At 31.9% G+C, this 17,675-nt stretch carries 7 protein-coding genes; 5 read left to right on the top strand and 2 right to left on the bottom strand.

Going from position 1 to position 17,675, the window contains the following annotated elements:
- Nucleotides 1-294: 294 nt before the first annotated feature.
- From KM029_RS09830 to KM029_RS09810, 5 genes are all read left to right on the top strand, one after another.
- On the top strand, nt 295-2,628 hold the full coding sequence (locus tag KM029_RS09830; RefSeq protein ID WP_158631018.1) for a glycosyl hydrolase family 8: 2,334 nt from the start codon (nt 295-297) through the stop codon (nt 2,626-2,628).
- 188 nt (nt 2,629-2,816) lie between these two features.
- Entirely contained in the window at nt 2,817-5,786 is a 2,970-nt protein-coding gene (locus tag KM029_RS09825; RefSeq protein WP_144073126.1) for a ligand-binding sensor domain-containing protein, read from the top strand.
- Between the two features lie 187 nt (nt 5,787-5,973).
- Nucleotides 5,974-6,375, top strand: coding sequence for a tetratricopeptide repeat protein (locus tag KM029_RS09820; protein ID WP_144073125.1), 402 nt, complete (start codon nt 5,974-5,976; stop codon nt 6,373-6,375).
- Nucleotides 6,376-6,515: 140 nt separating this feature from the next.
- Nucleotides 6,516-6,962 carry an acyl-CoA thioesterase gene (locus KM029_RS09815; protein WP_205125430.1) on the top strand — a complete coding sequence of 149 codons (447 nt, stop codon included), beginning with the start codon at nt 6,516-6,518 and terminating at the stop codon, nt 6,960-6,962.
- 213 nt (nt 6,963-7,175) lie between these two features.
- Entirely contained in the window at nt 7,176-8,087 is a 912-nt protein-coding gene (locus KM029_RS09810) for a hypothetical protein (protein ID WP_144073124.1), read from the top strand.
- A 174-nt stretch (nt 8,088-8,261) separates the two neighbouring features.
- On the opposite strand, the gene KM029_RS09805 is transcribed toward KM029_RS09810, so the two are convergent.
- The gene (locus KM029_RS09805) at nt 8,262-15,551 is read right to left on the bottom strand and encodes a cadherin-like domain-containing protein (RefSeq protein ID WP_144073123.1); all 7,290 of its coding nucleotides are present in this window, start codon (nt 15,549-15,551) and stop codon (nt 8,262-8,264) included.
- An 809-nt stretch (nt 15,552-16,360) separates the two neighbouring features.
- Nucleotides 16,361-17,152, bottom strand: coding sequence for a GLPGLI family protein (locus tag KM029_RS09800; protein ID WP_144073122.1), 792 nt, complete (start codon nt 17,150-17,152; stop codon nt 16,361-16,363).
- Nucleotides 17,153-17,675 lie beyond the last annotated feature (523 nt).

Below are 17,675 nucleotides of genomic sequence, written 5' to 3'. Positions count from 1 at the left end.
GTTTCAAATCTATGTTTATTAAACAGTCTACTTTCGTTTATCTGTCTTATTCTAAATAGTATTCTTAACGTATAGTTAACTTGTTAAAAATAAACAGGTTGGGTGTTTACTTCATCTTAGAAAACGAAATGTTTTTTATATGAAGGGAGTTTTTGTCTACATCAATAACAGTGGAAGTCGTAGGGTTGTCGTACCTAAAAAAATAGAACTCAAGATCCAATAGCTAATATTTGAGTGTTCTAAATACACTAATAAATATTTTTTATGATGAAAAGAATTATTTTTTTATTTACTATGATTTTGACGAGCCATTTACTACTTGGTCAGTCGCTAAACTCAGTAAACTATCCACATGGTAATATGCCAAGTGCAAGAAGCAACAGTGCAGCAATGGCTTCTTATAATAACTGGAAAAACGGTTATTTAGAGTATTGTAACGAAACAGGAGAATTTAGAGTAAGATTCGATAACCCTAGCCAATCTGTTTCTGAAGGTATTGCATACGGTATGCTTCTTTCTGCTTATGCAAAAGACAGAGATGTTTTTGATGGTCTAACAAAGTACTATAACCGTTTTAAAAATGCGGATGGTGTAATGGATTGGAAAATCCAAGGTTGTTGGGAAGTAGCTACAGATTGTGGCTACGGTGATGGCCGATGCACAGGTGGTGCTGCCGATGCAGAATTTGATTATGCTTTTGCTCTAATAGTTGCAGAAGCAAATTGGGGTAGCGGAGGAGCTCTAAATTATGGAGCTTTAGCCAGAGACATGATTGGTATTATTAAAGACAAAGAAATCTCTTCAACGCTTGTGCCTAGACCTGGCCCAGGTTGGGGTGGCGATAACATTACTAACCCATCTTATTTTACACCTGCTTACTTTAGAGTATTTGGAGAATATACTAACGATCAAGGCTATTGGAATGGAGTGGTAGCAAAATGTTATGAGATACTAGCTAACATAAAATCAACTTTAAACCCTTCTTATGGATTAGTTCCAGACTGGTGTACTTCGGGTGGATCTTTTTCTGGTGATGCTAGTGGATATTTTCAAGGTGGAACAAAATATCATTACGATGCGGCTCGTACTCCTTGGAGAATGGCAACAGATTATGCTTGGTTCGGTGTTTCTGAAGCAGGTGATTACATAAATCAAAGTTACCAATTTACAGAAGCAAAAGGTGGCTTAGGAAGTATTGTAGATGGTTACAATATGGATGGATCATCTTACGGAACAAATAACAGTGCAACTTTCTCTGGAGCATTTGCAACATCTTATATGTATGCACCAGCAGGTCAGGATAAGATAGATGGAGCGTATAACTATTTAGTAAATAAATCGCCAAGTGGCTATTTTAACACTACGTTGTACGCTTTGTACATGTTTACAATTACAGGTAACTTCTGGAATCCATTAGAGGGCGGACCTGTAGAATGTACTGCTGTAGCTCTTCCTGCTCAAATAGAAAGCGAAGATTTTTGTGCAATGTCTGGAATACAAGTAGAAGCTACTTTAGATAATAACGGTGGGTCTAACATTGGTTACATTGATGACGAAGATTGGATGAGTTACAAAATTTCTGTAGCTGAAGCTGGCAATTATAAAGTATCGTATAGAATTGCTTCTTTAAACGGGGGTAACGAACTACAAATTGATACAAATGCAGGTGCAAATGTTTTAGGTACAGTTGCAATACCTTCTACAGGTGGATGGCAAAACTGGGAAACTGTTGAACATACAATAGCTTTATCAGCTGGTGAATATGAAATTGGTATTAAAGCAAACATTGGAGGTTTCAACATCAATTGGTTTTCTTTTTCTAAAGTTGGTGGTAATGATATTGCTGTTTCAGGCTTAAATCTTCAAGCGAATGCAACAACTTTAAAAGTGAATGCTACAACTCAATTATCAGCAGAAGTAGTACCTGCAAATGCTACCGATAAAAGTATTACGTGGTCGTCTTCAAACACATCAATTGCTACAGTAAGTTCAACAGGAGAAGTAGTAGCTGTTGCAAAAGGACAAGCAACAATTACGGCTCAAAGTAGTAACGCACAAATTAATGCAGCAGTAATGATTACTGTGACAGAAGGTGATGAAACTGGAGGTTGTGAAACTTCACAGCCTATAACATTAGATTTTTCTTATGATGGTGTAGAGGAACAATGTTGGGTTACTTCTGAAGATATTGATTATATCAACTCTTGGGGGGCACAATCTGTTACAATTAATGGAGTAGATGTAACAAATTTATGGATGAATAATCTTCCTGCAAAGCAAGACGGTAAATATTATGTTACTTTTAAAGGACAAGAAAGTTGGGCACATGTAGAGATTATGGGAACGTCTTCTAATGGACGTACATCTGCCGAGTCTTTAACTTCTAACTTTACAGAAACAGTAGTTTATCCAAACCCTGTTACAGAAGAAGATGTATTTATTAATCATCCTGCTAACACTATAGGTGCACAAGTAAGAGTATTTGATTTGGAAGGTAAAACTATCTATTCTACTCAAACAATATCAAATAAAACACAAATAGCAAGAAGTGTCTTTAATAAAGGGCTTTATATTATTACAGTTGAATATGTAGATAGTATTCAAAAAATTAAATTGATTGTAAAGTAATTTCACATCAATTTTAACAGAAAGAACTTCTCTTCTATACTGTAGGAGAGAAGTTTTTTTTATTCTATTTTTTTAGGAAAGAACTAAATTAAAGTTGTTACTTTTAGCGTTAACAATTTTTTATGCAAACATGATTATATTGGAGTGTTTACTCCTACTATATTCTAACGATATTTATTTTACCAGCTATGAAACAACTAACACTCTTCTTACTTCTAATTTCATTAAAAATGTATGGGCAACTTCCTGTTTTTCATACGCTCTCTATGAAAGATGGTTTGCCTCACAATACAATAAATCAGTTTTGTCAGGATGACTTTGGGTTTATTTGGGTGGCAACAGATAATGGATTATCAAGGTATGATGCACATTCTTTTAAAAATTATACGAAGTCAACGAGTAAGGGTCTTTCAAACAATCAAGTACTTTCTCTTTTATATATTAATGAGAAAGAATTTTGGGTTGGAACAGCAAGTTCTTTAGATCTTTTTAATATAGAAGACGATACCTTCAAACAATACCCATCAAAAAGTCCGTACAGCAATTATGATGTACCAATAATGAGAATTCTATCATTATCAGATTCAGTTTTAATAGTAGGAACAAACGGTGGTGGTGTTAGAGGATTTAATACGAATACGAAGAGTTTTTTTTCGATTGTAAATAAGAGAATAGTTAAAGATGTTGGAATAAGAATAGAGAATTTATTTTTAGATAAAAGAGGACAATTATGGATTTTTTCTCATGAGAAAGGAATTGTTGTTCTTAATTCTACAATGGATAAAATTGTTTATGAGTTTACTGGTTACGATAAATATGAACCATTTTTTGCATTTAGTGATGCCGAAGATATTGGTAATAATACACTACTTATTTCTTCTTATGGAGATGGTTTATATAAATATGATATCACAACATTTCAGTTTTCTAAAGTAAATTATTCAGCTTCATCTAAAAGTACATCATCACTTATTTTTGATCTAGAACAGAGTAATGGTAAGTTATATATTGCCACAGATGGGCAGGGTATTTATACTTATGATATAGCATCAGGAAAGAGTACACATTGGGATAAGAAAGTAAACCAAGCCAATGTATTAGCTAATAATGTGGTGAGATCATTATTTATTGATAAAAAACAAAACCTCTGGGTGGGACATTATCAAGGAGGAGTAAGTATTAAAAACCACACAAAAGGATTAAAAAGTATTCCATATAATCCAACAGAAAAATATTCTTTAAGCCACTCTCAAGTAGCAACATTACTTTATGATAAAGATAAATTATGGATCGGTACAGATGGCGGAAAACTAAATGTTCTATCAGAAGGGAAAGTTCAAGTGGTAGATCAATTGTGTAATCGTGATGTTCCTGATAAAATTCTAAGCTTATATAAAGATAGTAGAGGATGGATTTGGATGGGAACCTACTTGGAAGGAGTCTACATTTATCAGCCAAAAGAAAATAAATTTATTAATATAGAAAAGGATTGGGGAATAGAATTACCAGATAGAGATGTACGGTGTTTTTATGAAGATATACACCAAGAAATGTGGATTGGAACACATGGTGGAGGTGTTCTTATTCTTGATTTAAAAGATAAATCTGTAGAGCTTTTACAATCCCATGATCCAAATAGTAACTTATCTATCAATTTTATTAGAGCAATTACTAGAGATAGCTATGGCTTGATCTGGATGGGAACATCTTACGGTTTAAACTGTTATGATCCTGTTCAAAAAAGATGGAGAGTTTACTTGCCAGAAGATGAAAATTCTACATTAAAAAATGGATATATCAATGCTATTCATGAAGATACTAAAGGCCGTTTATGGATAGGAACTGGAGAAGGACTGTACCAATACAATAGAAATAAAGACAGTTTTAGTGTACTAAAGAAAAAAGATGGATTATCAAGTGATATCATTGTAGGGGTAATTGAAGATAACAATCAGAACTTATGGATTACTACAGATAATGGACTTTCAAAAGTGAAGGAGGATGAAACAATCATTCGATTTGATGAAAGTGATGGACTTATAGAAAATACTTTTTTTCACGGAGCAGTCGAAAAGTCTCCAACAGGAGAAATCTACTTAGGTACGGTAAACGGATTAGTGTTTTTCACACCCAAAGAGATAAATGAACAACACGAAAAAATTGATGTAATTTTTACGGGATTAAAAATATTTAATGAGGATATTTCTGTGGGTAAATCAATTAACGATAGAGTTGTTTTAGATAAACCGCTTTTAATGAAAGAGGAACTTCAATTCTTTAAAAAAGAGAATGTACTCACATTTACCTTTTCTGCCGTTACTTACGCTTATTCAGAAAAAGTGACTTTTGAATATTACTTGGAAGGTTTTAATAAATATTGGATCACTTTGCCTAAAGGACGATCTGTTACTTTTACCAATTTAGACCAAGGTGATTATACTTTACGAGTGAGAGTAAATAATATGGGGCCTGTTCAGCCATCAAAAGCAATAAAATTTAAGATACTTCCACCTTTTTACGAAACCAGATCATTTAAAATAATAATTGGTGTAATTGTGCTCTTTTTATTTTGGTTGTTTTGGCGTTTAAGGTACCTCAAAATGAAAAGAGAAAAAGAATTCTTAGAACGTGAAGTAGAACTAGAAAGAGTTAAGTCTGAGCAGGATCAAATTAAATTAGAAAAACTACAGCTAGAAAGTGAAGTAAAAGAGAAAAAAGCCGAATTGGATCTTCATAATACCAAATTGATGTCTAATACTTTACTTATGGTCAATAAAAATGAAATGATGAATCAGGTGAAATCAAACATAAATAATTTCTCTGATAATATAGAAAATGAAGAAGTAAAGAAAGAAGTAGGAGGGTTACTAAAAATAATTGATACAGGCTTTAAGATTGAAGATGATTGGGAATATTTTGAACAACATTTTGACCAAATTCATAAAGACTTCTTTAAAAGAGCGAAAGAAAAATACCCAGATTTAACGCTTACCTATTTAAAATTAATGGCTTATTTAAAGTTAGAACTGACTACCAAAGAAATAGCAACACTATTAAATATTTCTACAAGAGGTGTAGAAAAAGCTAGATACCGTTTAAGAAAAAAAATTGGTTTAAATGCTGGTGAAAACTTTAAAGACGTGCTGGATAATATCTAATGCTCTAAAGTGAACGAAAACTGTACTACTATGGAAATCTCGTGTTCGATAGTGAACAAGTGTAAATGTAATTAATTGTATATCTGTGTCTTAATTAGCTGATATTTAGGTGGTTGTATTTTATTGGCATAACTATGGATTTACTATAGACAAATAACAAGTGTCAAATTAATTACATAACATTACTATGAAAACTCTAATTACATCTTTAATCGCAACTTTATTCTCTATTACATTATTTGCTGCTGCTCCAGTTGAAAAGCCATCTAATGCTACTGCAGAAAAATTAGTTGAAATGATAGAAAATACAACTTCATCTGATTGGGCAACTTACGCTAAAGCAGCTGAATTATCTATTAATTGGAATGGAGATTTAGCTTTAGCAAAAGAATGGATAGACCATGCAATTACAGTAGAAAGAAATAATAAAACATTAGAAATATTAGGTGACTATTATGCTCGTTTAGGTGACGAAGAAAAAGCATTTTCAGCTTATATGGAGGCAATTGAAATTAATATTACGAACACAGAAAATATAGACCGTTTACAAAGAAAAGTAATGGTTTACGCTAAAGAACTTAAGAAATAGTATTCAGTAGTTAAGTTAAATTTTATTAGTATCCCTGAAGTGTATTTAGTTACATTTCAGGGATTTTTTTTATTTAACCCAATTTTAGAAATCGTAATTAAGTGAATCTTTACTCATTTAAATGGTCAACATCCTTCACAATGTTTTTAACTTTACATACTATTTTTAAAGGAGCTATGGAAGAGAGAATAAGAAGAACGGTGACAAAGCAATGTAAGGTGATTTTTCCTAATACATTGAACGCCAATAATACTTTATTTGGCGGAGAAGCTATGAAATGGATGGACGAAGTAGCTTATATAACAGCCACGAGGTTCACAAGGCAGAAAATGTTTACTTTAAAAACGGAAGATATTAAGTTTTTAAAGACAATTGCACCTAATAGCATTGTAGAAGTAATTGGCAGGGTGGAAAAAGCAGACCCAATTAAATTACGTGTGGTGTTAGAAATGTATGCAGAAGACATGTTTTCTGATACTAGAGAAAAAGTAATGGAAAGCGTATTTATTTTTGTAGCGTTAAATGATAACAATAAGCCTGTAAGAATTGATTACAGTAGGTTCGAAAGAGAATTTGCTTTGGCTTAATAAAATATTTAAATGAAGAAGAGCGTATCATCTACTAAGTAATTGATGATACGCTCTTCTTGTTTTTTGATGGAATATTTTTTTAGATTTTATACTATTTCATAACGGTTAAACCTAACCTAGTATTAACGCTTATTATAGGGGTAAAAATGTCTAATTCTATTTGGGAGATGTCTTTAATATGTCAATCGTTCATCTTCAATCAAAAACATTATGCATACAAAAAAAATACTTTTCGCAGCTTTAGTTGCCCTTAGCTTTTCATGTTCAAAAAATAAAGAAAGTGATATAAAACCTAAAAAAGACATAGAAGGTTTCCGTACTGAAGAAGTAGTTAGTAAAGCAAATAAAGAAAATAAAGAAAATAGCTCAATAAAAATAGCAGGTTTAACAAGTCATATTTCTAGTACAGGTATTGTTGCTTATGATTATCCGGGGTCACCAAAGGGATCTGAGCTATTAACTAAACAAGAATTATACGATTTAATTAATAAATCTTCTATTTCAGCAGAAGAAAAGAAATGGGCAGATGGTTTTATTTCAGAAGTAAATAAAGCCAGAGAAGCTTATAGAAATGGAGCTGCAGCTTGGGAAAGTTACCTTAAAGATTATTTAGGTGTTGATTTAAACAAGAAGTTAGTTCAAAACCAAATGAGTTATGCAGAAGTAAGTAATCAAATTTCTAAAACTGGGCATAACCCTCAGGATGTTACTTATGATGAACAACTTACAATTGGTTGTTATAAGTGGAGTGTATTTTATCTTTCTCATGTAAATAGAATAGATAAATGGGAATTTTATGCTACTGTAGATGGTAGATCTGATAGTGCTCCAGGTAAAAAAACTTTAGATGGACATGGTGATTTTAGTACTGATCCTAAAAGATGGATTGGTTTTGAATTAAGTAAAAAAGAAGAAAAAGGTTCTGCAGAAATAATGGGACCTAGATGGAAAGCAGATAGTGACCCAAAAAATGCAGTTAAAGGGTGGATTGTTGATGATGGAAATGGCCCTGCCAATAAAGGAACATGGGGACATAGACAAGCTATCTTAAATGAGAAATTTACTAAAGCTGGTGGATATGGTGATAGCGTAGAAGGTGCCGGAATGGGACGTTTTAAGTAGAAATTATACATGACTAACCTACAAACATATAGCCCTCTTTGTTGAAAAATGAAGGGGGTATTTTTTTGTTTAATTTTAGCTTGTGATAGGTTCAATATAGTTTTTCAGCATTCCATTTAATAAAAAAGTCCTTTATCCATTTGGATAAAGGACTCATATAAAACTGATTTTTATTTATTTCTTCACTATTTTTTTATGAATGATACCCTCTTTTGTCGTCAATTCTAATAGGTAGACTCCACTAGAAATAGTACCAATATTAATATTTTTTCTGCCAACCATATCAAAAGCATCTTGTGTAATTAAATGCCCTGTATTAGACAGTAACCTATAACGATTAAATAGAAGATCACTTTCAATAGTAAATGTATTATCAAAAGGCATAGGGTATGTCTTAATATTGGCCTTTAATTCACTAACAAGTGAAGTGACACTGGCATCTGGAGAAATTTTAAAATTTATTTGATAAATTTTATCATCAGTAAGTGCATGTTCAATTATAAATAATACTGAGTCATAGGTAACAATATCTACCTCTTTTGCATTATACATTATACTATCTGTAAGAATACGCTCAATTCTAAAATTAGTTGAATCTGTAAACACCTCTGTTCCGTAGCTAATTGTACCGTGTATAGTAGAAGTAAGCATACGAAGATTCGTTTCCATTGGAATCTGATCTAAATAAAGTGAATGGTATAATTGCTTAGATACAGGCACTGAAGTATTACTAGGAGCTTTAATTGTTCCTGCATAGATATTGGTAAAATCATCTTCAGCCATAATATCAATTATTACAGTATACATGCTCGATGTATTCTTTACACTATCAGAAACCATAATAGTAAACTCATCTGTAGAGATATCTTCACTTGTTAATTGATACTGAATAATGTTGTTGTCAATATCATCTTGTGAGAAATAATCTACTTCTGAACCTAAAGAAATATTGTATAGTAAACCATGTTCAGGAGCATCAATCACTTGATAATTAATCATTTCTGAACTAGATAAATCATCAGAAAAATGAAGATCATCATGCGTAATCATAACATCCGTACTGTCAATATGCAAAAACAAATCGGTCATTGTTATCATTTCAGGCACATCATCATCAATAGCATTTAATGTAATTATAAAGCTTTGGGTAGAAGAAGTTAATGTACCGTCAGAAACATAAAAAGTAAAATGATCTTCAGTGGTATTGCTATGATCATGTGTATATTTAATACTGCCACTTGCAATATCACTTAATGTAAAATAGCTGCCTGAATTGTACCTCTTTCTACCTTTACTCATCTTACCGTTAGAAACACCATCAACAATAAAGAATTTCAAGTTATTATTATCAATATCTACATCTGTAGCAGCAAGAATTGAAGTAGATAAATTAATAGATTCTCCCTCATCAATAGTTGCTCCTGTATTTATTGATACAATAGGAGCATCATCATCAATAGGACTAATTACAAAATAGAAGGTTTCTATTGCTGAGGTTTGTGTCCCATCTGTAATTTTTATTTTGATTGAGTCTAAAACAGTATTACTACCATTGTGAGTGTATTTTATTTGTGATCCATCTACCTGGTTTTGCGTAAAAGTACTATTAGCAGAAAGTGTTTTTCTACCTATTGATAAACGACCATTTGTTACATTACTTAGTAAAGTATAAGTTAATCCATTGTTATCAGAATCAGTATCTTCAGCTACTAAATTACTATTTGATATATTCGCAGCATCACCTTCTAAAAGTGTAAGGCTTGTATTAGTGGTCAATACTGGAGCGTCATCATCAATTGCGGTAATAATAATCTGCTCTGTAAATACTGTAGTGGTATTAATACCATCGCCTAAAGTAAAGCTAAACTGATCTGAAGTTGTGTTGGTATCATCGTGCTCGTAAGAGATGTTTCCAATATCACCAAACAAGAAGGTTTCGTTTAATGCGATTACAGTACCATTATTTTTTAACTGACCATTTACAGGTAAACTAGTTATTGTTACAATAATAGCTGCATTATCAATTTCACCATCTGTTGCATCAAATTCAGCTGAACTAAAGTTTAAGGTAGCACCCTCCAATAACAGAGAAGTATTTTCTACCACCATTGTTGGTGCATCATCATCTAATAATGTAATTGAAATGGCAAAAGTAATTTCTGCAGTGGTGTTGGTTCCATCTGTGAGCGTAAAAGCTAACTGGTCCGAACTAGTATTACTGTCATCATGCTGATACATTAAATTAGCAACATCAGCTCTGGTAAATGTATCGCCAACAGATAATATCGTTGATGATAAAGTTAAATTACCATTGGTAGGTATTGTGGTTAATGTGTAAAGAAGACTACTTAAATCTGTATCATTATCACTTATATCAAGTAAAGTAGAAGAGAACGTGAAATTGCCACCTTCATCTATAGTTTTACCTGTATTTACTGTAATGTAAGGGAGGTCATCATCTATTGGATTAATAGTAGTTGTAAACGTTTTAACTGTAGAAGTATTTGTACCGTCTGTTACGGTAAAATTGAAATTATCTGCAGTTGAGTTACTTCCGTTATGAGTATAGACAACTATAAAATCTGATAAATGAGAAAGGTTGAATGTGCTTCCTATTGTAAGTGGAGTTCCACTTAGTGCTAATGTACCTTGAGTAGGAACACTACTTAATGTGAAGTTTAAACTACTAGCATCAGTATCATTATCTAAAGCATTTAACATGGCTAATGATAACGCATAATTTCCGCCTTCATCTATTGTATTTCCTGTATTTAATGTGATATATGGAACATCATCATCTACAGGGGTAATTGTAGTGGTAAATGTTTTTACTACTGAAGTATTTGTGCCATCTGTTACAGTAAAATTGAAATTATCGGCAGTAGAATTACTGCCATTGTGGGTATAACGTACCATAGCATTTGATATATCAGCAGTGGTAAATGTTCCATTAGTACCTATTGCAGTACCGTTAACAGTAATTGTACCTTGACTAGGGGCACTATTTAATGTATAGGTTAAAGTAGTATCATCAGTATCTGTATCAGAAGCAGATAACATTGTACTGGTAAATAAATAGTTTCCGCCTTCATCAATTGTGTTTCCTGTATTATTTACAAGAATAGGCGTGTCATCATCTACAGGAGTTATAACTATACTAAAGGTAGCAATATCTGAAACAGCTTTTAAATCGGTGACAACAAAGTTAAAACTATCAGAAGTTGTGTTACTTCCATTATGAACATACTTGATATCTCCATTAATTAGACTGCTCTGTAAGAATGCATTATCTGCCTCCATTACAGTTGTACCTTGATAGTATAATGTACCATTTGTAGGAACAGTAGCTAACATAAAAACAAAATCAGCATCGTCTGCATCGCTACCAAAAATTAAGGTATTGTCTATTGTAAATTCACTACCCTCTGTTGTTGTTTTCCCCGTATTAATAGTAACTAAAGGAGGGGCGTTTTGAGTAATGGTAAAATTGAAAACTGTAATTACAGAATAATTTATTCCATCATATACTCTGAAACTAAAACTATCTGATGTAGCTGTTGCTCCATTATTTTGATACGAAATATTTCCATCTATTAAATCTTGTAAACTGAATTCACTACCTGTTGTTAATGGAGTAGTGTTTAAGTAAAGTGTACCAGATTGAGGAAGAACATCGTCTATCACAATCTTGAGATTACTATCTGTATCATCTGTATCTGTAACATTAAGTACAAGTGTAGTAAAAATATATGTATCGTTAACCAGTACTGTTTGGTTATTATTTATTGATACAGTTGGTGCTTGGTTGGTTATAGAGTAATTAAAAATAGCAATACTACTTGCATCTGTACCATCAGAAATTGTAAAGGTAAAAGAATCTGAGGTAGCAGATGGATCAGAAGGTGAATAAGTAAATGCACCATTATTAATCTCTGCTAAAGTTACTTGACTACCCGTTGTAAGTGCATTGTCATTTAAATAGAGTGTACCCCTAGTAGGAAGTACATCATCTATAATTAAATATAAATCTACAGCATCATTATCTGTATCAGAAGCATTAATTTCTGAAAGTGTAAAAGTATGTGTAGCAGAATGACTTAGAGTTTTACCTGTATTTACAGTAACTGTTGGAGCATCATTAACGGCAGTAATTGTCCAAGCAAAGGTTTGTTCTGATGTTGTATTTGTACCATCTGAGACAATAAAATTAAAACTATCCGTTGTAGTTTCATCACCGCTATGTTCGTATGTAAGGTTTTCGATATTACTACTGTTAAAAGTAGCAGCTACTGTAACTGGTGTACCGTTTAATTTTAGGGTACCATTTATAGGTAAACTATTGATTGTAAAAACAAGAGTAGCATCGTCAGAGTCTTCATCACTTGCTGTAAATTCTGTTACTGTAAATGTATGAGTTGTTCCTTCATTAATTGTTTTTCCATTGTTTGTTACTACGGGAGGGGTATCGTCTACAGGTGTAATAGTAAAACTAAAATTTTGTATTGTTGATGTATTTGTACCATCTGAAACAGTAAATGAAAACTGATCTGAAGTAGTATTACTATGGTTATGTATATACGATAGCTGATCTATTTCTGTATTTGTAAAAGTACTTTGGGTAGTAAGTGGAGTACCTGATTTATATAAAGTACCATTTGTTGGCAGGGTAGAAATAGCAAATATTATTGATGTATCTTCAGAGTCTTCATCAGATGCTAATAATTGAGTACTACTTATATTAGCTGTAGCTCCTTCTGCTAAAGAAGTTCCTGTATTATTTGACAGCGTAGGTGTGGTGTCATCTATTGCGGTAATCGTGATATTAAATGTAACATTAGTGATTTCATCTTTCCCATCTGACAATGTAAATATCACTTGGTCTGAAGTAGTATTTGATCCATCATGTGTATAGCTCACTCGATTGTTATTTAAATCAGTTTGTGTAATAGAAGTAGCAGCGGCTTTTCTACCGTCATTATCTTCTAAGTACAATTGCCCATTAGTAGCAGAAGTAGTAACAGTAAAAGTTAAATCTGTTCCTGATTCTTCTACATCAGAGGCTGATAAATAATTAGGTGTAATAGTACCGTCTCCGCCCTCGTTAAGTGTAAGGGTATTATTTGTAGCAACTGCTGGGGGAGTGTTTGGAGTCTGTTCTGTACCATTAAGTTTTATATCGTCTAATGCAACTCCCCATCCATAACCGTCATCAATACCTTCTTCATGCTTAAAAGCGATATAAATGGATTGCCCATCATAAGCAGATAAATCAACAACTTTTTCTGTCCATTCATGAGATTGAATTGTATAAGCAGGTACAACAGCCGTAAAACTTGATATGTCATTTGTAGTTGTGGATACTAAAACTGAAAGTTCTTCATGTGCAAAATCATTATCATAGGAAGCGTACCAATAGGATAGGTCTACATCAGTAAAATTAGTAAGGTCTATTTGTTTTGAAATTAACCAATTCTTTGGTCCTAATTCACCATAGTTAACTTCTTCATAAGAATCACTAGCAATCAAACAACCTGATTTTGGAGTTATTAATGAAACATCTCCTTGTGGAAAATCATTTTTAGTATCTGTAACATACCAATTGTGGCCATCACCGTCTTCATCAACAGTAGTCCAATCTGTAGGAATAGTACAAGATCCATCACCTATTGTTTCTAAAAAGATGAAATTTTGTATTGTAATACTACCTGAAGTTGTAGTTGTAGATGGTATTTCTTCTACAGAATTTAAAGAAAACTTAGTAAAAGAAGCATCTAAAATATTTCCTTCTGGAGCACTATTATTTAATGTGTATACTAACCAAAAACTATTATCTCCTTTAGCCAAAGCAATGTCACTCGTAAATACCATTTCACCGTTAGGGTTAGATATTGGAGTACCATACAGAACAGCATCATCTAAAGAGTTGGAAGAACTGTAATATAATGAGGCACTATTTAAATCACTCACATCTGTAGTGCCATCAGTAGTGAATGTCATACTGTTTATAGTAAGTGGATTTAAAATGCCACAAACAAAAGGAGTAACAGATAATACTGACACAGTACTTCCTGATTTTGTAACAGCTGCACTTGGATTATTTGGACTGATGTCATCAAACATCATATCAACATCATCTTTAAAGAGTCTAAATAATGCAAATCTTCTGTCGGTTTCTCCAGTACTAGGATCATCTGACCATCCAAATTGATAAAGGCGATCTCCATATTCTAAAATTTCATACCCCCAATCATTATTTAAACCACTTTGATATACAATTCCATCATCAGAAAATGAAGTATCTAAATTCCCATCTGTATCCCATCTTGCTATAGTTGTACCGTAAGAACCACCTGTAACTAAAAATTTACCATCAGATTGTAAGGTAGATCCATGTACTTCTACACTATAAGTTCCATAGTCTGGATCAACAACAAAAATTTCATCAATTCCATCATCAGAAAAAGAAGTATCATAAGAACCATCAGCGTTTAATCTTACGGCAGCCATAGTTCTATATACATTACCGTCAGCATGTAGGTTATTACTATTACCGCCAATATAAATTTTACCGTTACTGTCTTCATGAATACCTTTACCCGCTGAATATTTACTACCTAAATCAATAATTTTAACTCCATCTCCATCAAAAGATGTGTCAATAGCTCCATTACTTGTAATTCGACAAGCAAAAGCTTCATTTTGGTTACTACTTCCAAATATTACATTTGCTCCACCGGTAGCTAAAATGTCACCATCAGAAGCCATGCACATGTTTGAAAGTCCTTCTGAAAAAGTTCCCTCTTGAGAGACATTTACTTTTAATGATCCGTTACTACCAAAAGATGTATCTATACTTCCTGTAGTAGTAAATCTCATAAATAAGATCTTGTCATCGTTCTCATTAGATGATCCTCCAACTACAATTTTTCCATCAGACTGTATAATCACATCATTAAAATATGTATGACTACTTCCTGATGATAAGTGTGAAACCATACCATCCCCAGAAAAGCTTGTATCTTTTAAACCATGTTCTGTAAGTTTTAAAATAACACCGTGGAGTTTACCTGGACTTGGAGTTGCTGCATTACCAACAATATAAATCTCATTTTCACTATTAACAGCAATTCCATAAGGATGTTGATAATAATTAAAGAAATCTGCTTTTGTCCATCCATTAGTTCCAAATGTGGTGTCTAAAGTTCCATCATTATTAACTCTACAAATACCAAATTTAGCTGTACTACCTTCATAGGTAGAACCAACCATTAACATTTTTCCTTCATAAGTACCAGAGGTATAAATGTAGGCAGTGTTTAATTGTGATTTTCCTTCTGGATGTTTAAATCCATGACTTCCATATTGGCAATCAAAATCACCTGGTTGTGCATAGCTACTCAAAGAATAGAGTAGGGTAAGTGAAGTTAGAATAAATGTTCTAAGGGTAAATAGTATGCTTCTCATTTTAAATGGGTAAATAAGTTAATAGGATAAATAGTAGTTTTAAGTCAATTATGATATTATTACAAATACCAACGAGTGCATAACATTTTCTTATTTGAAGAAGTTCTTTAATAGTTTTTAAGAAAGGTTTAATGATGTAATAGAAAAAAGTATTTGATAGGTATTATAAAAGTGAATTGTTAATAACTTAACGATTTTGCTATACCTTACATAATACTATTTGAATGTTCATAGCTATAAAATGGATCATTATCCATTTTTATAGTACTATAGAGATAATATTACGTAAAAGTTGATGTACGGAGTAATAGAGTTCACCTGTGTAATGTATTTGTTGTTGTAAATGATTTAGCTAAAAATATTTTATAATTCTTTTATTAAAAAAGGCCTCACTCTAAAAAAAGAGAAAGGCCAAATATCGTTTAATCAAAATGTTGAAAGTCGTAAACTTCTTTGATAAAAAGATACTTTTAAATAGTATTTGTTAGTATTAAAATAAGTTTTAAGCAGTACAACAATTTAGGGTAAATATCATAGTATATCACTGTAATATTATCTCATAGCGAGATATTGTTAATTTTATAAAGCGAATATAATCCCTTTATTTGTGATTACATATTAAAGGAGGTGTTTAGTGTTAAGGGTGGGTTTAATAATATGCTTTTTGTGTTTTTTTGATAGGAGGAGAGAGGATGATCAATTTTTTATAAAAAACTAATAACCTCTTCAAAGTATTTTTAATTAAAAACATGTATGTTAGGAATACATAAATTTCCTTTATTAGGAAGCATAGTTGTTAACTCACTAAGTTAATGGTTATGTAGCCCATATCTATTACAACCTAGTTCAGTAGGTAAATTAAGGGAGATGTTCTTTATTCTTTTTGTAAGAATAGAATGGTAGGCGTTTTTATTAATAGTTGTAGAATTTTGATATGATTTTTCTACAATAATACGTTTATTCGATGCCAATTTTTTTAAATAGACTAATGTAAAAACATAGTCTTTATCTAAGTCATAGAGTTTGACGATTAAGCCTGGAAGTCCCTTAAATTTGTATGGGCCTTCAGCAATTGGAACTTGTTTTGTAAACCAAGCTTCGTAGGTTTTATTACCATAAGAACAAGTGGCTTTTTGACAAACATAACCTTCAATCCTTTTTTTCTCGTTAGAGATTTTCCAGTCTAATATTGTAGCAATTGATTCTGTATAAGAGTAAATATCAAAACCTACTCTGTTGTAATGTATAATCTGATCATTCTCTCTAAAAAGTTCACTTTGTAGATTTAATGGAGCTGCAGAATTATCATCAATTGTATAGTTTAAATGATCTTTACTTACATTTGAACTCATATTGAATTCATCAGAAAGTAATTTTTCATGGCTACTAAATTTTGATTTGTTATCTGCTCCAATTTGTAGAACAAATGAATTAATGTAGAAAGTGTTATCAGAATTATCATCTTTAAAATCAAATCTATAAAAAGCTTCAATTTTTAAAGGTGTCAGAAAATCATACAAAGATGATTGAGCACAAACACAAAAGGTAAACACAAAATAAATTAGTAAAAATAGAATAAAGTGCTGAGATAGCTTTGTCATTATTTTGAAATAGTTATAAAAAAAATTAAGAAAAGTAACCAAGCCAATAGCATCCTAAAGACTTGATTACTTAGTGTTAGTTGTTTCGGTTTTTAGCTAACTGATTGACAAGAATTATTAAATGTTACTCTTATCTCTACAATTCATTCTTATAAATGAAAATCAGGTTTGCAGATATGTTTTATAAAATACTTGGGTCTAATCTATCTTAGGTTACAGTATTTGTGCACAAGAAAGAATAGATTGATCCAATTAAAATCCCTATCAAAACTTTGAAATATAGTGACAGAGTGTATCCTAATGTTTTTGACTTAGAGTTTTATCATAAAAACAATGTTTAAACTTTTAAGAAAAATGGAACAGAGTATACTGTTAGTATACTATTTACTGAAAGTTAGATTGTAGTAGGTATACATAAATCATAGTATTATTAAAAATAACTTATAGGTCAATTTATCATTTTAAAATGACAAGGTGATACCTAATTTTTACCTTGAATATGGCTATGAAGATTACATTTAAA

Origin of the sequence: Flammeovirga kamogawensis (genome assembly GCF_018736065.1) — a bacterium.
In the GTDB taxonomy this organism is placed as follows: Bacteria; Bacteroidota; Bacteroidia; order Cytophagales; family Flammeovirgaceae; genus Flammeovirga; species Flammeovirga kamogawensis.
Note: the sequence above shows the minus strand (reverse complement) of the source record. Positions and strands in the feature narration are given on the sequence as shown.